We start from the raw sequence: 23,138 nt of genomic DNA, 5'->3' as shown, positions 1-23,138 counted from the left end.
CGAATCCCATAATGGAAACCGATGAAGACGCTCGATCCCGATATTCTGCCAACCCAAGCTCATGAAATCGCCGTTTTGGTGATCTCTTCGGATTCTGACGCTGACAAACCGGGTGGCGGGGATGAAGATGACGGCGATGCGCAGGTTGGGGTCGCGACAAAGACCCGCACAAAGCCCAAAAAACCCAGCCAGTACAAAGTCCTATTGCTCAACGATGATTACACTCCGATGGAGTTTGTGGTCATGGTCTTGAAGCGATTTTTCAGCATGGATCTGGAGCAAGCGACCCGCGTCATGCTGCATGTTCACCAGAAGGGCGTCGGCGTTTGCGGCATTTTTCCATACGAAGTGGCCGAGACCAAGGTCAATCAGGTGATGGACTTTGCCCGGCAGAATCAGCATCCGCTGCAATGCACGCTTGAAAAAGCTTAAGGCCAAGCACGCTGTCAGCATGCTCGGACACCCTAAACCTGATCCGATAAAGCCGGGACAAGAGAGCGTTTGGGATTACCCCCGTCCCGCTATTTGCGAACCAACAAAGCGACGGGTCCAGATCATCCATAAAGGCGTTGAGCTCGTTGATAGCTCGAATGCATGGCGCACGCTCGAGACCAGTCATCCGCCCACATATTACATTCCCCAGACCGATATCGCGATGGATTACCTTTGCACCAATGCGCGCAGAACCATGTGCGAATGGAAAGGGCAGGCCCGTTATTTCGATATCATGGTGGGAAATGATACGATCACTGCGGGAGCATGGTGCTACGCCGCCCCAACTCGGAGCTTTGCGAGCATTCGGGACTTCATCGCATTCTACCCTGACCCGCTTGATCGGTGCCTGATTGATGGCGAACCAATCACACCGCAGCCCGGCCAATTCTATGGCGGCTGGATAAGCCAATACGAAGCAGGACCCTTCAAAGGTATTCCTAGCAGTCAGTTCTGGTGAGGTTTGGCTCATCTACCCACATTTGGGGGCATGACGCGCGCGCTATTTGCCGCTAGAGCTCAGGCGAAAGCTCTAGCAGACGAGAAAGAGCGACGGGACAAGACGTGTTGAACTTCATTCCCAGTATTGACCGCTATATCTTTCGGCTCGTGATCGTGCCGATGCTCGGCGTGTTTGCGCTTGCGGCCTCGCTTTTGATGCTCGACAAAATGCTTAGGCTGTTTGATTTTGTTGCGGTTGAAGGTGGACCGATCGGTGTGGTCTTCAAAATGCTCGGCGCTCTGATCCCTGAGTATGCAAGTCTTGCCATTCCGTTGGGCCTGCTCTTGGGCGTGCTGTTCGCTTTCCGCAAGCTTGCAACTTCTTCAGAACTCGACACAATGCGCGGTGTGGGACTTTCCTATTGGCGGCTGTTGCGCGTACCTTACGCTCTCACCGCGATCCTAGTGGCCGTCAATGTAGCGCTTGTCTTCTACATCCAACCGTTGAGCCGCTATTACTACGAACAGATGGAGTATGAGCTGCGATCGGGCGCTTTGGGTGCATCGATCAAAGTGGGTGAATTCACCACTTTGGCAGATCGCATGGCCTTGCGAATTGAAGAAAGCGAAGATCAAGGTCAGCGCCTTATCGGCATTTTCGCCCGCGTCTCGAACAGTGAGGGTCAGGTCCTCTCGATCAGCGCGCGCGAGGGCAGCTTTATGGCAACGACGGACAATCCGGACACCATAATCCTGCGCTTAACCGAGGGAACAATCGTCCAAGACACCGGAAGTGAGACCCCGCGCGTTCTCTCTTTTTCCCGCCATGATTTGCCAATAGACCTGCCCGCAATCGAGCAATTCCGAGCACGAGGCGAAGGGAGCAGGGAATATATATTGCCTGAACTTTTAAGCATCGGATGGGCAGACGAAACGGCAACCGAGGCGCAGCGAGACGCGACACAGGCGAGTTTCAACTATCGCATGGTCGAGATTGTGATGATGTGGCTGATGCCGCTCTTGGCGGTCGCGCTTGCTGTACCGCCAAAGAGATCGACGAGCGCATTGGGGGTTTTTGCCTCGATCATCATGGTCGTGGCCTATCACAAGATCAATCAGTATGGCGAAGACATCGCCGCCCTTGGCCGGATTGACCCTATCATCGCACTTTGGGGGCCGTTTGTGCTTTTCGCAGCGCTGATTTTATGGATGTACCACCGCACCGCACATGTACCTGGTGGGCAGGCCTTGGGCGCGCTGGAACGGGTGTTTGACAAAGTCGGCAAGCAAGTCGGAAAACTTTTTGCTGGAAGGCAGCCTAAATCGCTTGTTGCCGATCATCAGGCCGATAGCGAAGACGCTGTGATAGCGCCGGCAGAATAGAGCAATTCGAGCACCCTTATGCAGCTGGACTTTTTCCCTTCGCGCTCTTTGACGCTTTACCTGGCCAAGATGTTCATCGTGCGCATTCTGGCGGTGCTTGTCATGCTGGTGCTGGTGCTCATGGCGCTCGATCTGCTTGGCAACACCGGCAAAATCCTTGCGCCAGAGGGCAATGGGCAAGCTGAAATCATCAAATATGCCAGCCTTCGGATACCCCAGCTGATATCGCGATTTCTCCCCTATTCGGTCCTTCTGGCAACGCTTATCACCTTGGTGACGCTCAATCAGAACAGCGAGGTTGTCGCAATGAAAGCCGCAGGGCTTTCCGCACACCAAGTGCTTTCGCCCCTTCTCCTTACGGCAGCGGTGGTGGCCGTGATAAGCTTTGGCTTTAACGAGAGGATCGTGACCCGCGCCAACTCCACGATCAAGGCATGGGAGGCGGTTGATTATGGGCCGATCCCTGAAGATTCTGGCACACGCTCCAATGTCTATCTCACCGATGGCGAGAATATTTTGACCGCCGTGTCCCTCACAGGAGAAGGCTCGCAAATCAAACTCAGCAACGTGACGTGGTATACGCGCGCTCCGGGCGGCATTATCCGCGAGCAGGTTCGCGCACCAAGCGCCACTTATGCAGCGCCCGGATGGCGGCTCGACACCCCCAAACGCTTCGATGTCGGCAGCGCTGAGACAGAAGAGCTAGACAGCCTTGTGGTAGGGGAAACCCTCACGCCTGACCAAATCGATCTCCAATCGGTTGATCCTGACGGTCAAAGCTTTTGGGAGCTTTCCGAAACCATTGCTGCGTTCGAAGCAGTCGGAAGGCGAACATCGGAGATGCGCGCAAAATGGTGGCACCGGATTTCCGGGCCATTGTCCGCACTTTTGATGCCGCTCTTGGGCTCAATCGCTGCCTTTGGCCTGGCGCGTTCTGGGCAATTGTTCGTCCGTGCTGTGATCGGAATGGCGTTGGGCTTTGCCTATTTCGTGGTCGATAACGCGGCCCTCGCCATGGGCAGTTTCGGAGGCTATCCGCCGTTCCTTGCTGCCTGGGCTCCCTTCTTCTTGTTCCTGTTGGTGGGTGAAACCGTCCTCATCCGCACCGAAGAATGAGCGCACCCGAGTGGTCCCTTCGGCTCGCACGCAAGGATGATGCGCAATTTATGCCTGATATTGAGCGGGCAGCGGGCGCTCTTTTTCAAGGCGTCGAAGGGCTGGTCGGTGTTGCAGGCGGGCCCAGTGTGCCGGTTGACCGCTTGCAGCGCTATATCCGCAAAGGGCATTGCCTCGTTGCTAATTGCGCCGAGCGAATGATCGGTTTTATCGTAACAGAACCGTTCCGGCGCGAACTGCACATATGGGAAATGGATGTACACCCCGACTTTCAAAAGCTGGGCGTTGGTGCTGGTTTGCTTCGCGCGTGTATGATTGACGCACGCAATTGTGGCTTTGCAGCGATCACCCTTACCACCTTTCGCGATGTGCCGTGGAATGGACCGTTCTATGAGGCGCGCGGCTTTGAAGAGGTAACCGCCCTCGATGCGCACCCTCGGCTGGCTAGCGAGTTGGCGTTAGAGGCTGACAATGGCCTTCCCGTTTCGAGACGCTGCGCGATGATCCATTTCCTCAAGTAGCTTCAAGGGTATAGTGAGGCACCACCTGGTTTGGAGAACGCCGTTATGAAACTTCACCGTCCATGCTTTACCGCGTGCAGTGTGATGGGCTTTTCATTGGCCCTTTCGGCATGTGGAGGCGAAGCAGAAGAGGCGCCGGATATCACCGAGGCCATCCCGCTCAACCTCGATGAAAAAGGCGAAGCGAGCACCGGTTCGGCTGCGGACGGCGTGAACAATGAGGACGGTGAGAATTCAACCGGTACGCCGTCCCTGCCCAGCGCAGGTTCACCTGATACGGTTTCGAATAACTCGAGGGGCAGCGCTACACCTGGCGATATGGGTCAGCGCAAATTGCCTGATACGATGGAAGCGGGCAGCAATCCTCCCGATTTTGAGCCTCCGAAAGGCTCAAAAGTGCAGCGGTTCAATTAAGCTTTAGCGATTAGCGCGGCAACATTGTGCTGCGCGCAATACGCCCGACAAGAGCAAGCATTCCCGGATGATTTGCGCCTTCATAAGTCGAGCCGTTGCCAAGCTCACGCGCCAAGCGGCGGTGCGCTTCGGGCAAATCATGATACGGCATGGATGGCATCAGATGGTGGAGCGCGTGATAGCGCAGGCCCACTGGCGCCCAAATCTCCGCAGCAATTCCCGGTGGGGGCACGTTCACGCTATCGAGGAACTGAGCCGTCACTGTCATCGCCTCACCTTCATTCTCCCACAAATGCGCAACCAAAGTGCGCAGTTGGTTCAGGAGCGTAGTGAAAGAAAGAACTGCAAGAGCAACAAGCAGCGGCTTCCAACCGATAACAAGCGGGCTCACCATCAAGGCTATCGCCCACACGCTCGCGCCCAATTGCTGCCAACGGACCTGTTTTGCAAAGTCACCTGTGGCAGGCTTGCGACGAAAATCAGGGTTGATCGACAAGGAGGACGCCCGCTCCCACACCAGCCTGCGCAATGGCGCGATCACAAGGCCAAGTGGAACCAAAATGCCCGAGCGTATAATAACTGCAATGGGTGCTAAAACGGCAACGACAACAAAGAGCGGGAGGCTCCACGGTTTCATCAAAGCAAGCGGTAGATATTCCGGGTCTTCGATCGTCCCATATTGCGTGCGCTTATGATGAATGACATGCACGCCTTCATACATGAAGCTGGGTGCCATCATCGGGATTCCTACAAGAAGGTTCCATCCAAGGCGAAAACCTGGAAGTGCGCTTTTATGAATATGGGTGAGCTCATGAATGAACATCAGCGAACGGTAGAGCGCAAGTGAGGCCACAAACCCTGCAATCACGGCCAGCGCCAGATTGCTGGTGAAAATTGCGACCGCAATCCCGGCATAACCGATCCCTGTCGAGATCAGCATATCGGGCCAATAAATGCGGCCCTTTGCCTCACCCAAATCTTTTGTCAGATCGCGCGCCGCGCGCAGCATGTCTTTGTCATCCTCACGCTGAAAATCTTCCCGTTTTGCGCGGGGTTTCACCGCTTTTGCGGGCTGGGAAGAGATAGTTTGATGCATTGTCATGAGATAAAGAACATGGGGTAGAGGTTGCCAAAATACCTTTGCTTTTACCCCTCATACTGCAAAGCAACATGAAAGCGCAAACGCGGTGATACAATCAGAGTGATCGATTGGCTTGTTTGGTTCCATAGGGCACAACGGCCATGCATGAAGGCATATCAAAGCCAGCCGATCAGTTTGCTAGGAATATACGGAAGAGCACCAGAAAATGGTTTCACAAGCTGCCCAATCAACCCTTATCATCGAAGCCGTGGAGGGAAAGAAGGGCCGCGCCCGCTTCGTGGATTTGGGCCGTGTGTTTGCTCAAAATGTGCCCCATTCGGTGCCTCAGATCCGCTCCGAACAGCTAGAGCTGGTCGACCCGGGCAAAAATCCTTTCTTTGGTCACGCCAAAGCACAACTCTTTATCGCCATGCGCGACGGTGAGCCTGTTGGACGAATCTCGGCTCAAATCGACAAACTCGCCTTAGAAATGCCGGTTGAACAAGGGTTCGGGCCGGGCACAGGAATGTTTGGCTATTTCGATGCTGAAGACGAAATGGTGGCTAAAGCGCTTATCGAGACAGCGGAAGAATGGCTCAAAGGGCAAGGCATGACGCGCGTGCTTGGCCCCATTTCTATGGCGATGTGGGAAGAGCCGGGCCTATTGGTCAAAGGACACGACCACTCGCCAATGGTCATGATGGGCCACCACCCTGACCATTACGCAGCATGGATCGAGCAAGCGGGCTATACTCTTGCCAAGACCCTTTTGACATATGACCTGGACGTCACAAAGCCGTTTCCCCCGCTTGTTCAACGGATTGTAAAGTCAGGTGAGCGCAACAAGCGCATCAACGTGCGACAAGTCGACAAATCAAAATGGGATAAAGATGCAGCGATCGTGCTCTCAATCCTTAACGATGCATGGTCGGACAATTGGGGTTTTGTACCCTTCACGCCTGAAGAAGTGGCGTATGCAGGCAAAAAGCTGAAGCCGATCATTAAAGAAGAGCTCAATATGATTGCCGAAGTCGACGGGCGGCCGGTTGCATTCATGTTGGTGTTTCCAGATGTGAACCAAGCTCTGGCCAAGATCGACGGCAAGCTCTTCCCGTTTGGATGGTTCCATATGCTGCGCTGGCTGCGAACCCCTCGCGAGGGTGGTATGCGAGTGCCTTTAATGGGCGTCTTAAAAGAGTTTCAAAACTCGCGCCTTGCCAGCCAGCTTGCCTTTATGATGATCAGTTATATTCGCGATAATGCGGCAGCCAAGTATCAGTCTCAACGCGGCGAGATCGGCTGGATACTTGACGACAATCAGGGAATGGTTGCGATTGCAGACACGATCAAGAGCAAGGTGAACCGCGAATACGCTATCTATGAAAAGGCAATCGCGTAAAACTGCTGCGCCCGGTTTCCTTTGAAAGAAAAAGCAAACTGCCACGAAAAAAGGCCTCCACTCATGAGAGTGAAGGCCTTTCGGGATCTTGTCGCCAGCCACATGGACGGGAGGGGGATCGTGTTGACGACACAAATAAAATGCGCTCTTGCCCACTCGGTTCCCAGCACTTGAAAATTTTTTCCTTTCTGCTTTGCGCAGGCGCTTGTTTGCGGGCATAGCTCGAAGACGAAAGCGCAGAAACGAGCCGCAATCCGAAAGGCTCGTCTCATGTTTATTTGATCTATTTGGAGGCGACAGTGTCACTCAGCCAACAACTCGCGGGCGACCTTCCTTTTCTTCGTCGCTATGCCCGTGCGCTGACCGGTTCCCAGCAAAAGGGTGATACACTGGTCAAAACAACTCTGGAGGCAGCGCTTAGGAACCCGGCGGTTAAACAGTCACTGCAAGGTGGGAGAATTGCGCTCTATAAGGTGTTCCATGCCTCGCTTGGCGAAACCATGATTGAGGCACAGACCAGCGAAATCTCGAACACAAAAGAGGCGCGTGCGATCAGCAACCTTAAGGCCATGACGGATCAAAAGCGTCAGGCCCTGCTCCTTACGACGGTCGAAGAATTTTCAGCACGTCAGGCGGCCGAAATCCTTGAGATTACCGCAGACGAGGTAGAAGCGCTGGTGAACGATGCTGTTTCTCAAATCGATGATGAGCAAAAGACGAGCGTGCTTATCATCGAAGACGAGCCAATGATCCTGATGCAGCTTGAAGACTTGGTGGCCTCTTTGGGTCACAAGATTTGCGGGACCGCAACCACCCATGCAGAAGCGGTGAATGCGGCGCAAAACAGTGAGCCGGGTCTTGTCCTGGCAGATATTCAATTGGCCGACGGCTCATCCGGGCTTGAGGCGGTTGATGAGATATTAGGGGCAAGCAAGGTGCCCGTAGTCTTCATCACCGCATACCCTGAGCGGCTTCTTACCGGCGACCGGTTGGAGCCAACATATCTCGTGACAAAACCGTTTCGCGAGCAGACCGTTCGCGCCGCAATAAGCCAGGCGCTTTTCTTTGGCTGATTTGCACCGCCGAGCCCCTGCTACAAATGCAGGTTTATTTGTCAGAAAATAGCGTCTAGTCCCACTGACACCAAGCTAAGCGGCCTCACTCAGGATAAACGAGGGAACATTTGCGTAACTTGCAAGTTTCAATGGTATCTTTTGCGCACAGTCAAAAGCGCAAACGATATATCGCGTCTGCAACATTTTTTGCAGGCGGTGGGATTTAGCAGGTTCGTAGATGAGCTCCGCGAAGAAACCGGAACAGGATAAGGCTGCCCAGCTCGCTGATGCGCGCGGGGACACGTCGGTTGACGCTCCGGCTTGGGCGGAGGGGCTTAAACAGCTCTATGATTCGGTGGTGGATGAGCCATTACCGGATGCATTCAAGGACCTGCTCGACGCTTTCGATAAAAGCACCGGGCCCGGCGATGATGCCGGAACCGGAAAGCAGAGTTAGTGGGCGAACAAAAAGAAAAACCCAAACCCTCTGCGAGTGAACGCGCAGATTTCAAACGAGAACTGACTGAGGTCATTCCTCATCTTCGTGCCTTTGCACGCGGGCTGTGTGGCCGAGCTGATATGGCCGATGACCTTGTCCAAGAAGCTCTGCTGAAAGCTTGGGCTGCACAGGACCGATTTGAGCCGGGCACATCGATGCGGGCCTGGACCTTTGTGATTTTGCGCAATGCCTATTTGACCGACATGCGCCGCAATCGCTTTAGGGGCACCTATGATGAGGGCGTTGCGGAGCGCGTTCTAACCCAACCTGCCGCGCAAGAAGAGCCGATCCACCTATCCGATATGCACCGTGCATTGCTCACCCTTCCACCAGAGCGGCGCGAGGCGCTTTTGCTCGTGGGTGCAGGTGGCTTTTCGTATGAAGAGGCGGCGCAAATCTGCGGCTGCGCGCTGGGGACCATCAAAAGCAGGGTTGGCCGTGCCAGGGCGACCCTCAACGAAATGCTATCCAAGGACAATGTCCCTGGCCGTTCAACCAAAGATGCAACCGCTCACAGCGCCATTCTCGACGAGCTAGACGATGTGGTCGCTAGCGGAGGCGATATAGGTAGCGGAGATGACACAGACTGATTGCAAATTGTCAGTCGCCAGTCGGTCAGACTTGGCGCGAAGGGCAGTGTTGAATAGACCTGATTCCAGCGGGGGCAATGCGCTGAGACAATGAACCAACAAGCACCAGATAGGCCGTATGACGGGCACGGCGCCGGATGGCCTGAGACGGCGCCATCGCACCAAGAGACAAGGCTCTTGTCTTCTCTGGTGGTGCTTATTGGGTTTGGCGTTTTCCTGGCATTGCCCTTTGTGCTCTCAATCGGATCAGTTGTCTTTCTGCCAATAGTCACTGCTGTGCTGCTGACCATTTTGCTATCGCCTCTTGCGGATAGGCTTTCGAAACTGGGCCTACCCAATGTGCTCGCCTCGCTATCCTCGCTGCTTGTGTTTGTGGGCGTGCTTTTCCTGGCGCTTGGCCTAATTCTTCAACCTGCGCTCGATTTGTTTGAGCAAATCCCTGAGATCTCAGGCCTTGTAGGCCAACGTTTTGAGGACCTTCGCGGCGAGTTTGAATGGCTTGCAATTGCCAATGCCGAACTTGCCAAGATCATGGGGGACACCGGCACGTCGCAAGTCGTGCTTGCAACGCCAAGCCTGCTTGAAGAGATCGCCTTTGCGACCCCATCGGTGGTGGTGTCTGTGCTGATCATGGTGCTGATGGCGTTCTTTATGATCGAGGCCCGCGTGCGGATGCGGCGGCATCTCTTGTTCGACCGGGCAAGCTTTGGTTCAAGCGTGAAAGCGGCACGCGCAATCCGCGAGGTTCAGGACAGGGTCGCAGCCTATATAATGACCGTTGGCTGCATCAATGCAGGGCTTGGCGTAGTGGTCGCGCTTGGGGCCTGGGCGCTTGGTGTGGAGGCTCCCATTATGTGGGGCGGACTTGCCATGATCCTCAATTTTATCCCCTATATCGGGCCTATGGCGATGTTCGCCCTGCTTGCCCTGTTCGGCATCGGGACAGGTGAGACGGTGTTCCTGGGCATGATCCCGGCGCTTGCCTATCTTGGATTGAACACGATTGAAGGCAATGTAATCACCCCATCGATATTAGGCGCGCGCTTTACGATGAGCCCGGTGATGATTTTGATCACGCTGTCTTACTTTACATGGATCTGGGGCGTGCCAGGGGCGCTGTTGTCAGTGCCAATTCTCCTCACCCTCACGGCGCTGTTCGACCATATAGGCAGACCCAATCTCGTCGGCTTCATCTTTGGTGAGCCGCTGTTCAATGGCGACGCATTAGAGCATGGGCATGTCGAAGATCAGGCCGGACCACTTTAGTATTAGGGGCCAGTGTAATCATGAGGACCGCTCTAACCCTGGTCGCGGTCAACCGCACTCGTCACCGCAACATTCATCGTCACGTTCGCCAGGGTTCGCATAATATCGGGCAGCATCTCGACAGCGACAAGCAGTGCCAGTGGTTCAATCGGCACACCCATGGCAATCGCGATGGGACCGATAGAGACCACGAAGCTGATAGAACCGGGAAGACTTACCGAGCCAACGCTGATGATAAGCGACACGAGCACACCAGCAATCAACAAGGGTAATGTGATCTCCACCCCGGCGAGCGCTGCGACATACATTGCTACAGCCATGTTCATGGCCGGGCTTGTGGCTCTGAAAATCGCTACCGCGAGAGGCAGAACGAACTCGCTGGTCGTTGATCGAAGCCCCAAACGGGTGGAGCTATCAAGCATGGCAGGAAGGCTGGCGAGCGAGCTTTGTGTGGAAACCGCCACCGCCTGTGCAGGAAGCACACTGCGAGCAAAGCGTAAAGGGCTGACCCTGCCCAAGCCCCACGCAATCACATACGCCAGCACCAGAATAAAACCGCCCATGGCCGACACGATGAGAATATAATGGGCAAGCGCTGCAAAGGCCCCTCCCCCGCTGCGCATTCCAACTCCGAACGCCAAAGCGAACACTCCCACCGGTGCAACCCACAAGACCCAGCCGATAATGATCAGCATCGCGTTTGCCAGAGCGTGGAAAAAACCCATGAGCGAAGCTTTTTGCGCCCTGGGGAGCTGGGAAATAGCAATCGCAAATAGCGCAAAGAATATCGTGAGTGGCAGCATTGCTGTTTCGCTGGCGGCCGCGATGATGTTGGGTGCGATAAGAGACTTCAGAAATTCGAGGATATTGGGAACCGCAAGCTCACCTTCGGGCACCTCTGCCAAAAAGCCGCTCGCACTTTCAGGTATGGGAAAGACGCTTAAGAGCATCGGCAGAGCAAACGCGGTGAAAACACCGCCAAGGATCAAAACCCCGAAAACCAGCCCCAAGAATTTGCGAGCAGCTGCGCCCGCCCGGGCAGCTGCAACCATTTGCGCAAGGCCGAGCACCAATAGCGCTGCGACGAGCGGAATGATGGTCATCTGTAGGCTTCGAAGCCATAACGAGCCGGTAAGACCAAGCACCTCCAGCGCCAATTCCGGCACTGCGGCGCCTGAAACAAGCACGCCGCAGCCCAACCCAATGATGAGCGCTGAAAATGTGGCGATGACTGGCAAGCGAATTGTGACCAGCTCAAACCCTGTATCTTGCGGTGAGGCTTCCGATGTAACGCTCAAGAAATTTGTCCCTTCGATTGCAGCACGTGGGAGGGCTACCTCGATGCGATAACCATGCGAGAAGAAAGTGACAAATCCGCTTGTGGCTAATAACGCTGCTGCAACTATGTGCCGCTATACGCGTACGCAAACAGACTAAGGACAAGAGCAAACCAAATGTCACGCAAGTTCTTTGGCACAGACGGCATCCGGGGCCGCACCAATGCAGGCGTCATGACCGCTGCAACCGCAATGCGCGTAGGCCAAGCGGCCGGAAACTATTTTGTGCGCGGCACACACCGCCACCGCGTGGTGATCGGCAAGGACACCCGCCTTTCCGGCTATATGATGGAAAGCGCATTGGTCGCAGGCTTCACCAGTGTCGGCATGGATGTAATCATGACAGGGCCCCTTCCCACCCCTGCCATCGCATTGCTTACGCGGGAAATGCGAGCTGACCTTGGCGTCATGATTTCGGCCAGCCACAACCTCTTCCCTGACAATGGTATCAAGCTGTTCGGCCCCGACGGTTTCAAGCTTTCAGATGAGGCAGAGGCGGAGATCGAGGCGCTGTTCGAGGTCGAGCCAAAGCTTGCAGAAGCGGAAAACATTGGCCGTGCTCGCCGTATTGAGGATGCGCGAGGGCGCTATATTCACGCGGTCAAAAACTCCGTTGGCAGCGATGTGCGTTTTGACAGCCTCAAAGTGGTCGTCGATTGCGCAAATGGGGCCGCTTACCAAGTTGCTCCTTCGGCGATCTGGGAACTTGGCGCAGAAGTGGTCACGCTTGGCGTCAATCCCAATGGCACCAATATCAATGACGGCGTTGGCTCTACCGCAATCGAGGCGTTGCAGGCCAAGGTTGTCGAAGAAGGCGCACATATCGGGATTGCGCTTGATGGTGATGCTGACCGGCTGATCGTGGTCGATGAAAAAGGGCGCAAGGTTGATGGTGACCAGATTATGGCCCTGATCGCGACGCGCATGCACGAGAAGGGTTCTCTCAAAGGCAGCGGTGTGGTCGCAACTGTGATGTCCAATCTAGGGCTCGAGCGGCATTTGCAATCACAAGGCCTGACGCTGGAGCGGACCAAAGTGGGTGACCGCTATGTTCTTGAACGCATGAAAGAGGGCGGTTTCAACGTAGGCGGTGAGCAATCGGGCCATATGATCATGCTCGACCATACCACCACCGGCGATGGCACGGTCGCAGCGATGCGTGTGCTGAGTTCGCTCGTTCGCTCAGGCAAGCCAGCGAGCGAAATCCTTCATCAGTTCGATCCCGTCCCGCAGCTGCTCAAGAACGTGCGCTATGAGGGTGGAAAGCCGCTGGAAAATGAGACCGTAAAACAGGTGATAGCCGAGGCAGAAGCCGAGCTTGAAGGCCAAGGGCGGCTGGTTATCCGACCATCTGGGACTGAACCGGTCATTCGCGTGATGGCAGAGGGCGATGATGCCTCTCAGGTAGAAGCAGTTGTCGACCGCGTGTGCGATGCTGTGCGCACCGCGGCCTAAGGCAAGGGCCCATGGCAAAGCCTCCTCGCATTCTTGTCATTGCCGGGTCTGATAGCTCCGGGGGCGCAGGCATACAGGCCGATATCAAAACGATTACTATGCTCTCGGGCTATGCCATGTCCGCTATCACCGCTGTCACCGCGCAGAACACAACCGGGGTGCAGGCCGTCCACCCACTACCCGCTGAGCTTGTTCATAAACAGATCCGATCCTGCATCGAGGATATTGGAGTGGACGCGATCAAAATCGGCATGCTCCACAATGAGGAGACCATCGAGGCGGTCCTCGATGCCCTAATGGATACAGACCCCGATATTGTTCTTGACCCTGTCATGGTCGCAACCAGCGGCGATCCCTTGATTTCTCCAGAAGCGGTTCAAGCCATCAAAGACAAGATCTTTCAGTGTTCAACCGTCATCACGCCCAACCTGCCTGAGCTTGAGCTTCTTCTGGGCAGGGACGTCAACGGCCCGCAGGAAATGCTTGAGGCGGCGTGCGAATTGGGTCAGCGCGCATTTGCTGATGTCTTGGCCAAAGGTGGGCACGCTAAGGGCGATAGGGTCACCGATATTCTGGTCAATTACAACGGCAAACTTATCGAGGAGTTTGAGCACGAGCGCATCGATACAAAGCACACCCATGGCACTGGCTGCACATTGTCTTCGGCTATCGCGACGCTGCTAGGCCATGGGCTGTTGATCAAGGATGCCGCCCGCATTGGACGCAGGTTCGTTCTTGAAGCGATCAAAAACGCTCCTGGCTATGGCGAGGGTAACGGCCCCCTTGGTCACCAAGCGGTGCGCAAGGTTTAGCCCAAAGAGTAAGCTCGAAGTTTAGCTAAGCCCGTAAAACTCGGAGATATAGCCCCAAGCTTCATCAGCCGTCTCACACCATTTGAAGAGGTCCAAGTCCTTCTTCGAAATCGTGCCTTCTTCAGCAATCGCATCAAAATCGACGACGCGCGTCCAAAAGTCCTTGCCAAAAAGCAGGATGGGAAGCGGTTTCATCTTGCCCGTTTGGATAAGGGTCAAGAGCTCGAAGAATTCATCGAACGTTCCAAATCCGCCAGGGAAGACCGCAACAGCCCGCGCGCGGAGAAGGAAGTGCATCTTGCGCAGGGCGAAATAATGAAAGTTCAATGAGAGATAAGGTGTGACATAGCTGTTTGGCGCTTGCTCATGAGGCAGCACAATGTTGAGGCCGATGCTCTCTCCGCCAGCGTCACTAGCGCCGCGATTGGCCGCTTCCATGATCGAGGGCCCACCGCCTGAACACACCACAAACTGGCGCTTACCCTCTTCAATGATCGCTTTTTCAGAAACCAGGCGGGCAAGCTTGCGCGCCTCGTCATAATATTTGGCCTTCTTGGCCAGATTGGCCGCGACTTTTTGGTCCCATTCATCGCCGTCTTTGGCCGCATCGATCTTCGCCTGCGCCTCCTCGGGCGAGGGAATGCGCGCCGAACCATACATCACCATGGTTGAGCCCACGCGGGCCTCATCAAGCAGCATCTCAGGCTTCAACAGCTCCAATTGGAACCGGACAGGCCGAAGCTCGTCGCGCAAAAGGAAGTCTGTATCGCTAAAGGCGAGCTTATATGCCGGATGCTCCGTCTGAGGGGTGCTGACCGGTGCTTGGTCGGCAAACCGGCTTTCTTCTTGTGCAGGATAGAATTTGCGGCTTACCAGATTGTGGTCATCGCCTTGGGACTTGTTGTTTGATGGCTTGTTCATGAGGTTCGACCTAATCGCCCACCAACCCGCCCGCAAGTCGGCATTTGGGCCAAAACACACTTTACGCAGCTAACCTATCGGGCATTTCCATCGACACTGGAGGAGGCCGCAATGTTCTGTAGCGGAATGCTGACTAAGAGCTTCATTCCAGCCGCGTGCCAATCGGTCGTAACCTGTGCGTCCAATTGTCGCTTTACGATACGGTTGATAACGCGCCCGCCAAAACCTTCGCGCGCGGGCTCTGCGACTTCGCCTCCGCCACTTTCGGTCCATGTAAGGCGCAATCGCGCATCTGCGGATCGGTCGATCTCCCAAGAAATTTCTATACGGCCCGCTTCATCCACAAGGGCACCGTGCTTGAGGGCGTTTGCGGTGAGCTCGTGAAAGAACATTGCAAGCGATTGCGTCGCTGTAGGAGATATCTCAAGCGCGCCCCCGTTGATCGTCACTGCACTTTTGGGAACAAGGCTGAAAACCTCTTCCTCGACAAGCGTTCGCAGGTCTGCCCCTCCCCAAAGGGTTTGCGAGAGCAGATTGTGTGTCCTCGCCATCGATTCCAACCGAGAGCGAAAGTCTCCCTTGTAGGTCTGAATATCAGTGTTAGACCGAGCCGTAATTTCAGCAATCGAGAGAATGATCGCAAGGAGGTTCTTCACCCTGTGGTCAAGCTCGCGCATCATAAAGTCGCTGCGCTCTTTACCGTCTTTATTCTCCGTCACATCGGCCAGAATGCCGACGATCAAATCACCCCCGGGATTGGGCAAACGCTCGCTTCGAAGCCTGACCCAGCGCTGAGATTTTCCCGGTGGGCAAAATCGCAGCTCAATATCTTGCGCTTTGCTTTCTTGGATTGTCGCTTGCAGACTTTGGGCAAAATTCTCTCGGTCTTCTGCTAAGATGCGCTCTTCAAAGCCGCTGTCATCCAGCGATTGACCAGTTCCGCTAAGGCCTGTGATCTGCGCAAAAGCCTCATCCCAATCAAGCTGCAAACCATTGGTCTCAAGCGTCCAAACCCCGACTTGCATCATGCCAGCGGTCAGCGACTGCACCGTGTTCTTGATCGCCAATTGAGTGAACGATGAAGAGGCATCAGCAGGCGTGTAGGTCACCTTCACGCCCCCTATGTCAGAGTGATAAGGCTCCACAACCCGGGTAAAGTGCGCCCCATCTGCACATTGAACCGCGCGCGCAACCGGCTCGCCACCAGCGATCGCCTTGCGCGCGTCTTCATCGAGATGGGTGTCCTCGATCATCAATACCTTTTGCCAATTGCACTGTGCAGGAGAGCTCCGCCTGCATGCCGTGTCACTTCAACGAAGCGCGTATCAATTGTTTCCAAACAAATCTTGCGTTCTCAAACAAATCTTTCAGTGCGCATCGACCTTACGATTTTGCAGGCACAATCCTTGTGTGAAACTCGCCGTTCTCGCCAAATGCATCAATGCCAGCCGGAAGCTTTGCAATGAGTTCAGCATCAAACCGGTCGCCCAGGGCAATGGTTGGCAATTCAGCGGCAATCGCGCTGATGGTGCAAACGGCACCTGATGCGACAAGGTCTTCAAGCAACTCATCATAGCTTACCTGCCAAAGCGGGAATTCGAGCATCATTGGCGACGTCTGCTCGTTTTCAGCAAAAGCCTGCTCACGCCATTCGCGAATGTGTTCAAGATGGAGATCACCAAAGGCCAAATGACTGCATGTCGGCACAAGTTTGAACGCCGGGCCAAGCTGCTCCACATAATCCGCACCAGAATGCAGCGGCACTGCGATAAGTGGGACATCAAGCGTCTCTGCTTGCGCAACCACCTCTTCGATTTGAAATTCCTGATGAGCAATCACACGCGTCTGTGCATCAAATGTTGTCAGCAGGACGGGCGCGAGGCGGCCTTCGCGTTGCATGGCTCTTAACGCCAGGAAGCTATCCTTGCCTCCACTCCAGAAAAGGAAAGCCAGATCGCAAGACGCATCTGGGCGGGCATCGGTCATCCAAGCAGGCTGCTGAATCCGGGCGGCCTTGCGTTTGGTGGGCACGCTTTCGTGACCAAAGGGGCAATGCCGGCACCCTGCCCCGCAGCATTTCGCACGTTCAAGCAGGCCCAACTTTGTGAAGACGACAAAGCCGGTCTTTGGATCAAGATATGTGGTCTCGCCGCGCTCACATGCCGCCTCGTGGAGTGACCAATAATCCGCCTGTGTCACTCTCAAAACTCTCCCTATGACCAAAACGCCGCTTGGGGCGGTGGCGGGGTAGGTCTGCCAATGACAGCGGTCAAGCCAAGCTTGCTTGCTCTTAACTTCTTCATGGTTTATCTATTCAGGTAAGTTCCGATGCAATCGACGCACTCGGTGAATTGAAAGAATGTAATATGGCGGATACGCTTCCGCCGGACGAGAAAAAGAAAGCTGGCAAGAGACGGAGCGGTAAGTCCGGCAAAGTAGCCGATTTTCGGTACAAACGCTCCGGTCAGCAGAGCAAAACGAAGCCTAGGCGAGCAAGCCCGAAACGGGGTGCATGCGCGCAAGACGCAAAGGTGCCGGGTGACGCACGGTCACAAGATCGCAACCCCGCACCAAAAGGCAAAGCTTCGCGGCAGGCTCGCTCTGGCGCTCAAAGAAACAAAAAACCTTCGCGGTTTGCACCCACAAACAGGTCTGGAAACTCGCCAAGGAGATCAAATGAGGCTTATGCTGCGCTTGATTTGGGGACGAACAACTGTCGATTGTTGATTGCCCGGCCCTCGGGCCGCGACTTCACCGTGATTGACGCCTTTAGCCGCGTAGTAAAGCTTGGAGAGGACCTGACAACGACAGGTCGCCTTTCCGATAATGCAATGGAACGCACCATGAGCGCGCTTGCGGTTTGTGCAGAGAAACTGCGCCGCCGTAATGTGCGCCTTGCCCGTTCTGTTGCGACCGAGGCATGCCGCAGGGCGTCCAATGGTGAGGATTTTATTGAACGCGTCCGGCGCGAGACCGGCATTGCGCTTGATATCATCAGCGCTGAGGAAGAAGCGCGGCTTGCGGTGTTGGGGTGCCATATCCTTCTTGAAGCGGGCCAAGGTCCGGCGGTGATTTTTGACATTGGTGGCGGCTCAACAGAGCTTGTGCTGCTTGAGCCTGGCGAGAAGATCCCGCACATTATTGACTGGCAAAGTGTCCCCTGGGGCGTTGTCTCACTCACCGACACGGTCAGCTCGTTCAATGCTGCTGACCTGGGGCCTGAAGAAGCGCGGCTTGCCCGCTACGCTGAAATGAAACGCTTGGTGTCGGAAAGCTTCGGGCCTTTCGCTGCACGAATTGCGGACGCGGCGGCTTGCGACGACATCCGATTGCTGGGGACCAGTGGAACGGTGACGACCTTGGCAAGCCTACACCTCGAATTGCCGCATTATGATCGCAAAGCGGTGGACGGGCTGATCGTGCCCTCGGCTGCCATGCGTGATATAAGCGCGCGCTTGTCGGGAATGTCTCCCAAAGAGCGCAGCCAATTGCCTTGCATCGGAGAAGATCGGGCTGACCTTGTTGTGGCAGGTTGCGCCATTCTTGACTCGATCCTCGACCTGTGGCCGGCGGAACGGTTGGGGGTTGCCGACCGAGGCATCCGCGAAGGTATTTTGCGCAGCATGATGGCCGCTGATCGTGAGAGCGAACGCAGTTTGCAATCCCTACATGACGCCCGCGAGGGAACTCAAAACAAACGGGCAGCAGGATAGCAATGACACGCTCAGGCCGAAATCCAGACCGCCGGGTCAAGACCGCCAAAAAGCGGACCGAAAGCTCAACACGGTGGCTTCAGCGTCAGCTTAATGACCCTTATGTAAAGCAGGCAAAGGCCGATGGATATCGCAGCCGCGCCGCTTACAAGCTCATCGAATTGGACGAGAAGTTCGGCTTGATAAGGGGAGCCAAGCGGGTCGTGGACCTGGGGATTGCGCCAGGGGGATGGAGCCAGGTGGTCCGTGCAAAGGCCCCTAAAGCAGAAATCGTTGGGATCGACCTTTTGCCCACTGAGCCCATCGAGGGCGTTACCATCTTTGAGATGGATTTTATGGATGATGCAGCGCCCGCTCGCCTTGAAGAGGCATTAGGCGGGGCACCAGATTTGGTGATGTCCGATATGGCGGCCAATACCGTTGGGCATAAGCAAACAGACCACCTGCGGACCATGGGTCTCGTCGAGGCAGGTGCTTGGTTTGCGGTGGAAACCCTCGAGCAAGGGGGCGCATTTATCGCAAAGGTCTTAGCAGGCGGGACCGATGCAGATTTGCTAAAGCTGCTCAAAGCGCACTTTAAAACCGTCAAACACGCCAAACCTCCGGCAAGCCGCAAGGGCTCATCGGAGTGGTATGTCGTTGCTCAAGGATTTAAGGGCCGCAGTTAAGACTGCGCCCTCACAATCAGGACAGCGCTTTAGCTTTCGGCAGCTTCGGCTGTTTCTTCCGATGTTGATTCGGCGACATCTTGTTCAGCTTCAACTTCGGCCGTCTCGTCCGCAACCGCTTCTGCTTCTGCTTCCTCAACAACGTCAGCCACATAGCTTGGGACTTCAAGGTTCGAGCCAAAGGAGTTGAGATAAAGAGCGATTGCTGCGCGGTCCTCAATGCTTGAGATACCCGCAAAGCCCATGCTGGTGCCATCGATATATCCGCGAGGGTTATCGAGCCACTCGTTCATTTCGTCCCAGCCCCAAGTGCCGCCTGCGCTTTTGAGTGCGGTGGAATAGCTAAAGGCGCTGTTGTTACCGAAAGGCTTGCCCATTACGCCGTAAAGATTGGGCCCAACACCGTTCGCGCCGCCCTGCTCAATCGAGTGGCAAGCTGCACATTTCGCAAAGGCCTTTTCACCGGCAGAAACGTCTACGCTTTCCATGTTGAGCGCTTGCGCCATCGTCATTTCGGCAGCGCCGCCGCCTGCTTCCTCAACGCCTTCAATCACATAGCCCAGCTGTTCTGGACGCTCTGGGTTGTCAGCGTGAAAATATTTTCCGCTCAGGATCGAAAGACCCAATCCTAGGCCAGCGGCAAAGAGCACCCAGCCAGCAGCAGTGTTGAAAAGATCGCCTGATCCCGTGTCATTTTCTGACATTTTCGCTTTGTCCTGTGTCATCCCGGCGCCCCCATAAGCTGGCGTTTGTCAGTGTGCAAGATCAAACGCGTCATCATTGGGTGCATTCGTTACAACAAGAGAAAAGAGAATCTGTCGCCAAAGGCCTCAGTCAAAAACCCTAAGTCTTGTCACTGGACGGCGCGAAGGATAGCACCGGAGGCATTATGATGAGTTTTCCGGACCTTGCCCTGCCCATAGTTGAGCAATTGCGCAAAGAGGCACAGCGCAATCCCAGCAATGCAATCGCCTTTCAAGGCTCGCCTGGTGCCAATTCGCACCGCGCCGCGCTCGAAGCGTGCCCTGATATGGCCCCGCTCCCATGCTATGGCTTTGCCAATGCGCTTGATGCGGTAAAGTCGGGAGAGGCAGGCCAAGCCATTATTCCAATTGAGAATTCTCACAATGGCAGGGTGGCCGATATTCACTTTCTTCTGCCCGAAAGCGGGTTGTCGATTGTGGGTGAATACTTTCTGCCGATCCACCATGCCTTGATGGCTCCTCCGGTGGCAGAGGGACAAGCCAAGCCGACCCTCAACTCGATCAAAGGTGCCTACAGCCACCCACAAGCGCTGGGTCAATCGCGCGCGTTTCTCAAAAAGCACGATATCGTGCCGTTGAATTTTATCGACACCGCAGGCGCAGCGGCCCACATCGCTGAGCTGGGCGATCCAACGATTGGAGCAATTTCTCCAGCCATTTCAGCGGAGCTTTATGGTCTTGATATCGTGCAGGACCATGTTGAGGACGCCCATGATAATATGACGCGTTTTGTGATTCTTGCAGACAGGCCCACATTTTTATCGGTTGACCCGGAAAAGCCCGCGATGACCACCTTCATCTTCGAGGTGAAAAACATCCCAGCGGCCCTTTACAAAGTGCTGGGCGGTTTTGCGACGAACGGGGTCAATATGACCAAGCTTGAAAGCTACCAAGTCGGCGCGAGCTTTTCGGCAACGCGCTTTTATGCCGATATAATTGGTGTTCCAGGCGACCCAGCGGTGGACCGTGCCCTTGAGGAATGCGCCTTCCATTCCAAAGAATTGCGCCTCCTTGGGTCCTATGAACAGGCTCGCAAACGCGGTTGATTAGTAATGATCGCTGCCCAATTACCCCCGCTTTGTCTCGATCCTTGCAATGATTAGTGCGTTGAGAAGCCAATTAGTTAGTTGCTTGCACGCATTAGGCATGCCACTTCAATACTAAGAATGACCACCTCGGCTCCGACCATTCCCCTTCCAGCAGAAGACGGCGCGCTTGACACATCTGATGTGCCAGCGCCTGAGGGCTGGCGTGAGCTGAGGGACAACCAAGATATTCAGTTCGACGAATTTGCCATGGCGCCGCCCGAGGTGCGCGAGCCGGGCTGGATCGACGATGTATTGGAAGGTCTAGGTGAGCTTTTCTCGGGTATTTTTGGACCTGTTGGCAGCTTTATTGCAGGGTCTTGGGATATTCTGAAATGGGTCCTTTTGGCGCTGCTCGTTTTGTTCGTGCTCTATTGGATTGCGCGCAGTATCGGGCCGCTCGCCAGAATGCGCCGCGAGAAGAAAGAACAATCAGGCGCAGCGCAAAGCGATCCACAATGGCAACCTTCGCGCGAGGAAAGCCTTTCGTTATTGGAGGACGCTGATCGGTTGGCCGCAGAAGGGCGGTTTGACGAGGCAACTCACCTACTGCTCAAGCGAAGTGTGAACCAGATTGCCAAAGCGAAACCCGATTGGGTTGATCCCAGCAGCACGGCGCGTGAATTGGCAGCGCTGCCTGCGCTCTCTGATCCTGCCCGAAGCGCATTTCGAACGATCTCCGATAGGGTTGAGCGCAGCCTCTTTGCCTTGAGATCACTCGACAAGGCCGACTGGGAAGCGGCGCGTGCGGCCTATGCTGATTTTGCCAGCCGGTCCATCGGCGCAAAAGGCGGTGCGGCAGCATGAGCACGGCAAGCGTTTCCAGTGAGGGTTCAGTGGCAACTGCAGCAGCAAGGACCAGTTCCCCCTTCTCGCGCGGCTCGGTCCTTGCGATCCTTCTCATCGGCTTTGGCGCGTTCATTGCGATGCTCTATTTTCTTGGGGTTGGTGATACTGGTGGCAACCGGGGAACGGGGCCTGCCCACGCCTCATCAAACGCGCTGCATGGCTATGCCGGGCTCACCGATTTGCTGGAAGCCAATGGCTACACGGTCTCAAAATCACTGGAGCGCAGCGGATATCAATCCCCGGATCTGCTGGTCCTAACGCCTACACAGGGGACCAATGCGCAGGAATTCGCCAAGATCCTTGAGGATCGGCAATATTATGGGCCAACGCTTGTAATCTTGCCAAAGTGGTTTGCCATGAAGCCGCGCGGCGAGATTGCCGATGAGGATAAGGGCCGGGTCAAAGACGACTGGGTACGCCTCGTGTCGACTGCTCGCCCTTCCTGGACCGAAGAATTGCCTGAACCTTACTCGCTCAAGGTCAGCCAGGAGCCCCCCGAGACAGAGGAAAATGGGCGGTGGGCCGGATTGGGTCTGAAGGGTGAGTTACCCACTGCATCCTCGCTTTACGCAGAGGAAATCTCGGGTCACAAAGCGCTTGTCATTGATCCGTCCGGTCGGCCGCTTGCAACCAATGTGATTGGCGAGGAGGGCACCTATTTCTATGACGAGGCGCACTTCCTAACCTTTGTCATCGAACCTGACTTGATGAACAATTACGGCCTTGCCGACCCTGCCCGCGCCGCCCTTGCGCTAGCGATCGTGGAACAGTCTGGATATGAAGATAAAAACGTGATCTTCGATATGACCTTGGTGGGTTTTGGAGGCACGACTAACCTTTTGACCCTCGCGTTTCAGCCACCTTTCCTTGCAGCGACGCTGTGCCTTATTGTCGCAATGTTGATCGTGGGTTGGCGTGCATTCCTCCGCTTTGGTCCCATTGCAGCAAAATCCAATGTGGCCAGCTTTGGCAAGGCGCAGCTCGTCTCCAATGGCGCAGGCCTCATTATGCGAGCGGGTCGCCTAAAACTTTTGGGCGAACCCTATATTGCTTTGACCCAGCGCAAATTGGCCTCTGCGCTTGGCCTATCCCACCCAGATGCCGCAGCAATTGACGCAGGCCTTGCCCAGCGCTTGCCCGATGAAGAACCATTTTCAAACCGTGTGGCACGCCTTCAAAACGCCAGCAGCGCCGCAGATGTCGTGCGCGCTGCACAAAGCCTCAACGATCTCGTTTCAAAGACAACAGGGAAATCCACAAGATGACCAGCGATACCG

Annotated in this window: 24 protein-coding genes; 18 read left to right on the top strand and 6 right to left on the bottom strand. The window is 55.3% G+C overall.

Translation table 11 applies throughout. The features are described from left to right. Positions 1-21: 21 nt before the first annotated feature. The 6 genes from clpS (at position 22) to AC0V61_RS09360 (ending at position 4,367) form a co-directional block, all read left to right on the top strand. A complete protein-coding gene (clpS, locus tag AC0V61_RS09385; RefSeq protein WP_486156984.1) occupies positions 22-432 on the top strand; it encodes an ATP-dependent Clp protease adapter ClpS in 411 nt (136 codons plus the stop codon). 19 nt (positions 433-451) lie between these two features. Further along, complete coding sequence (locus AC0V61_RS09380; protein ID WP_486156983.1) at positions 452-952, top strand: DUF427 domain-containing protein; 501 nt, start codon at positions 452-454, stop codon at positions 950-952. A 104-nt stretch (positions 953-1,056) separates the two neighbouring features. Next, positions 1,057-2,316: an LptF/LptG family permease gene (locus AC0V61_RS09375; RefSeq protein WP_486156982.1), complete on the top strand. Its 1,260-nt coding sequence runs from the start codon at positions 1,057-1,059 to the stop codon at positions 2,314-2,316. 18 nt (positions 2,317-2,334) lie between these two features. After that, positions 2,335-3,432: an LPS export ABC transporter permease LptG gene (gene lptG / locus AC0V61_RS09370; RefSeq protein ID WP_486156981.1), complete on the top strand. Its 1,098-nt coding sequence runs from the start codon at positions 2,335-2,337 to the stop codon at positions 3,430-3,432. Further along, entirely contained in the window at positions 3,429-3,953 is a 525-nt protein-coding gene (locus tag AC0V61_RS09365; RefSeq protein WP_486156980.1) for a GNAT family N-acetyltransferase, read from the top strand. Before lptG ends, AC0V61_RS09365 begins: the two co-directional genes overlap by 4 nt. A gap of 45 nt (positions 3,954-3,998) precedes the next feature. Continuing rightward, entirely contained in the window at positions 3,999-4,367 is a 369-nt protein-coding gene (locus AC0V61_RS09360) for a hypothetical protein (RefSeq protein ID WP_486156979.1), read from the top strand. Positions 4,368-4,377: 10 nt separating this feature from the next. Here the strand turns inward: AC0V61_RS09360 and AC0V61_RS09355 are convergent, their stop codons facing one another. Next, positions 4,378-5,469 (bottom strand): fatty acid desaturase family protein, encoded by a 1,092-nt coding sequence (locus AC0V61_RS09355; RefSeq protein WP_486156978.1) that lies wholly within the window; start codon positions 5,467-5,469, stop codon positions 4,378-4,380. Positions 5,470-5,674: 205 nt separating this feature from the next. Between AC0V61_RS09355 and AC0V61_RS09350 the strand changes: the two genes are divergently transcribed. From AC0V61_RS09350 to AC0V61_RS09330, 5 genes are all read left to right on the top strand, one after another. Continuing rightward, on the top strand, positions 5,675-6,847 hold the full coding sequence (locus AC0V61_RS09350) for an N-acetyltransferase (protein ID WP_486156977.1): 1,173 nt from the start codon (positions 5,675-5,677) through the stop codon (positions 6,845-6,847). Positions 6,848-7,146: 299 nt separating this feature from the next. Beyond that, the gene (locus AC0V61_RS09345; protein WP_486156976.1) at positions 7,147-7,920 is read left to right on the top strand and encodes a response regulator; all 774 of its coding nucleotides are present in this window, start codon (positions 7,147-7,149) and stop codon (positions 7,918-7,920) included. 220 nt (positions 7,921-8,140) lie between these two features. Continuing rightward, positions 8,141-8,359, top strand: coding sequence for a NepR family anti-sigma factor (locus AC0V61_RS09340; RefSeq protein ID WP_486156975.1), 219 nt, complete (start codon positions 8,141-8,143; stop codon positions 8,357-8,359). After that, a complete protein-coding gene (locus AC0V61_RS09335) occupies positions 8,359-8,991 on the top strand; it encodes a sigma-70 family RNA polymerase sigma factor (protein ID WP_486156974.1) in 633 nt (210 codons plus the stop codon). Before AC0V61_RS09340 ends, AC0V61_RS09335 begins: the two co-directional genes overlap by 1 nt. Before the next feature lie 90 nt (positions 8,992-9,081). Further along, positions 9,082-10,257: an AI-2E family transporter gene (locus AC0V61_RS09330; protein WP_486156973.1), complete on the top strand. Its 1,176-nt coding sequence runs from the start codon at positions 9,082-9,084 to the stop codon at positions 10,255-10,257. Positions 10,258-10,289: 32 nt separating this feature from the next. On the opposite strand, the gene AC0V61_RS09325 is transcribed toward AC0V61_RS09330, so the two are convergent. After that, on the bottom strand, positions 10,290-11,555 hold the full coding sequence (locus AC0V61_RS09325; protein ID WP_486156972.1) for a dicarboxylate/amino acid:cation symporter: 1,266 nt from the start codon (positions 11,553-11,555) through the stop codon (positions 10,290-10,292). A gap of 156 nt (positions 11,556-11,711) precedes the next feature. On the opposite strand from AC0V61_RS09325, the gene glmM reads away from it, so the two are divergent. Next, on the top strand, positions 11,712-13,049 hold the full coding sequence (gene glmM / locus AC0V61_RS09320) for a phosphoglucosamine mutase (RefSeq protein WP_486156971.1): 1,338 nt from the start codon (positions 11,712-11,714) through the stop codon (positions 13,047-13,049). A gap of 11 nt (positions 13,050-13,060) precedes the next feature. Beyond that, entirely contained in the window at positions 13,061-13,861 is an 801-nt protein-coding gene (gene thiD / locus AC0V61_RS09315) for a bifunctional hydroxymethylpyrimidine kinase/phosphomethylpyrimidine kinase (RefSeq protein WP_486156970.1), read from the top strand. 21 nt (positions 13,862-13,882) lie between these two features. Here the strand turns inward: thiD and AC0V61_RS09310 are convergent, their stop codons facing one another. From AC0V61_RS09310 to AC0V61_RS09300, 3 genes are all read right to left on the bottom strand, one after another. Continuing rightward, on the bottom strand, positions 13,883-14,782 hold the full coding sequence (locus AC0V61_RS09310) for an LOG family protein (RefSeq protein ID WP_486156969.1): 900 nt from the start codon (positions 14,780-14,782) through the stop codon (positions 13,883-13,885). Positions 14,783-14,856: 74 nt separating this feature from the next. Further along, positions 14,857-16,035 (bottom strand): sensor histidine kinase, encoded by a 1,179-nt coding sequence (locus AC0V61_RS09305; RefSeq protein WP_486156968.1) that lies wholly within the window; start codon positions 16,033-16,035, stop codon positions 14,857-14,859. A 130-nt stretch (positions 16,036-16,165) separates the two neighbouring features. Next, positions 16,166-16,981 (bottom strand): Dph6-related ATP pyrophosphatase, encoded by an 816-nt coding sequence (locus AC0V61_RS09300; protein WP_486156967.1) that lies wholly within the window; start codon positions 16,979-16,981, stop codon positions 16,166-16,168. A gap of 167 nt (positions 16,982-17,148) precedes the next feature. On the opposite strand from AC0V61_RS09300, the gene AC0V61_RS09295 reads away from it, so the two are divergent. Both AC0V61_RS09295 and AC0V61_RS09290 read left to right on the top strand, forming a co-directional pair. Further along, positions 17,149-18,495 (top strand): Ppx/GppA phosphatase family protein, encoded by a 1,347-nt coding sequence (locus tag AC0V61_RS09295; protein WP_486156966.1) that lies wholly within the window; start codon positions 17,149-17,151, stop codon positions 18,493-18,495. A 2-nt stretch (positions 18,496-18,497) separates the two neighbouring features. Beyond that, positions 18,498-19,163 carry an RlmE family RNA methyltransferase gene (locus AC0V61_RS09290; RefSeq protein ID WP_486156965.1) on the top strand — a complete coding sequence of 222 codons (666 nt, stop codon included), beginning with the start codon at positions 18,498-18,500 and terminating at the stop codon, positions 19,161-19,163. 29 nt (positions 19,164-19,192) lie between these two features. Here the strand turns inward: AC0V61_RS09290 and AC0V61_RS09285 are convergent, their stop codons facing one another. After that, entirely contained in the window at positions 19,193-19,888 is a 696-nt protein-coding gene (locus tag AC0V61_RS09285; protein ID WP_486156964.1) for a c-type cytochrome, read from the bottom strand. Positions 19,889-20,052: 164 nt separating this feature from the next. On the opposite strand from AC0V61_RS09285, the gene AC0V61_RS09280 reads away from it, so the two are divergent. The 3 genes from AC0V61_RS09280 to AC0V61_RS09270 all read left to right on the top strand — a co-directional run bounded on the left by AC0V61_RS09280 (position 20,053) and on the right by AC0V61_RS09270 (position 23,126). Further along, entirely contained in the window at positions 20,053-20,973 is a 921-nt protein-coding gene (locus AC0V61_RS09280) for a prephenate dehydratase (RefSeq protein WP_486156963.1), read from the top strand. 120 nt (positions 20,974-21,093) lie between these two features. Then, positions 21,094-21,819 (top strand): hypothetical protein, encoded by a 726-nt coding sequence (locus AC0V61_RS09275; RefSeq protein WP_486156962.1) that lies wholly within the window; start codon positions 21,094-21,096, stop codon positions 21,817-21,819. Beyond that, complete coding sequence (locus AC0V61_RS09270; RefSeq protein ID WP_486156961.1) at positions 21,816-23,126, top strand: DUF4350 domain-containing protein; 1,311 nt, start codon at positions 21,816-21,818, stop codon at positions 23,124-23,126. Before AC0V61_RS09275 ends, AC0V61_RS09270 begins: the two co-directional genes overlap by 4 nt. Positions 23,127-23,138: the final 12 nt, after the last annotated feature.

It is taken from the genome of Erythrobacter sp. JB1-4, assembly GCF_057365025.1.
Note: the sequence above shows the minus strand (reverse complement) of the source record. Positions and strands in the feature narration are given on the sequence as shown.

Coding starts and splice junctions, on each gene's coding strand:
- AC0V61_RS09355 (WP_486156978.1), bottom strand. CDS start 5,469: ATGACAATGCATCAAACTATCTCTTCCCAGCCCGCAAAAGCGGTGAAA.
- AC0V61_RS09285 (WP_486156964.1), bottom strand. CDS start 19,888: ATGACACAGGACAAAGCGAAAATGTCAGAAAATGACACGGGATCAGGC.
- glmM (WP_486156971.1), top strand. CDS start 11,712: ATGTCACGCAAGTTCTTTGGCACAGACGGCATCCGGGGCCGCACCAAT.
- AC0V61_RS09295 (WP_486156966.1), top strand. CDS start 17,149: ATGGCGGATACGCTTCCGCCGGACGAGAAAAAGAAAGCTGGCAAGAGA.
- AC0V61_RS09290 (WP_486156965.1), top strand. CDS start 18,498: ATGACACGCTCAGGCCGAAATCCAGACCGCCGGGTCAAGACCGCCAAA.
- AC0V61_RS09310 (WP_486156969.1), bottom strand. CDS start 14,782: ATGAACAAGCCATCAAACAACAAGTCCCAAGGCGATGACCACAATCTG.
- AC0V61_RS09360 (WP_486156979.1), top strand. CDS start 3,999: ATGAAACTTCACCGTCCATGCTTTACCGCGTGCAGTGTGATGGGCTTT.
- AC0V61_RS09280 (WP_486156963.1), top strand. CDS start 20,053: ATGATGAGTTTTCCGGACCTTGCCCTGCCCATAGTTGAGCAATTGCGC.
- lptG (WP_486156981.1), top strand. CDS start 2,335: ATGCAGCTGGACTTTTTCCCTTCGCGCTCTTTGACGCTTTACCTGGCC.
- AC0V61_RS09365 (WP_486156980.1), top strand. CDS start 3,429: ATGAGCGCACCCGAGTGGTCCCTTCGGCTCGCACGCAAGGATGATGCG.
- AC0V61_RS09270 (WP_486156961.1), top strand. CDS start 21,816: ATGAGCACGGCAAGCGTTTCCAGTGAGGGTTCAGTGGCAACTGCAGCA.
- AC0V61_RS09275 (WP_486156962.1), top strand. CDS start 21,094: ATGACCACCTCGGCTCCGACCATTCCCCTTCCAGCAGAAGACGGCGCG.
- thiD (WP_486156970.1), top strand. CDS start 13,061: ATGGCAAAGCCTCCTCGCATTCTTGTCATTGCCGGGTCTGATAGCTCC.
- AC0V61_RS09350 (WP_486156977.1), top strand. CDS start 5,675: ATGGTTTCACAAGCTGCCCAATCAACCCTTATCATCGAAGCCGTGGAG.
- AC0V61_RS09380 (WP_486156983.1), top strand. CDS start 452: ATGCTCGGACACCCTAAACCTGATCCGATAAAGCCGGGACAAGAGAGC.
- AC0V61_RS09340 (WP_486156975.1), top strand. CDS start 8,141: ATGAGCTCCGCGAAGAAACCGGAACAGGATAAGGCTGCCCAGCTCGCT.
- clpS (WP_486156984.1), top strand. CDS start 22: ATGAAGACGCTCGATCCCGATATTCTGCCAACCCAAGCTCATGAAATC.
- AC0V61_RS09330 (WP_486156973.1), top strand. CDS start 9,082: ATGAACCAACAAGCACCAGATAGGCCGTATGACGGGCACGGCGCCGGA.
- AC0V61_RS09305 (WP_486156968.1), bottom strand. CDS start 16,035: ATGATCGAGGACACCCATCTCGATGAAGACGCGCGCAAGGCGATCGCT.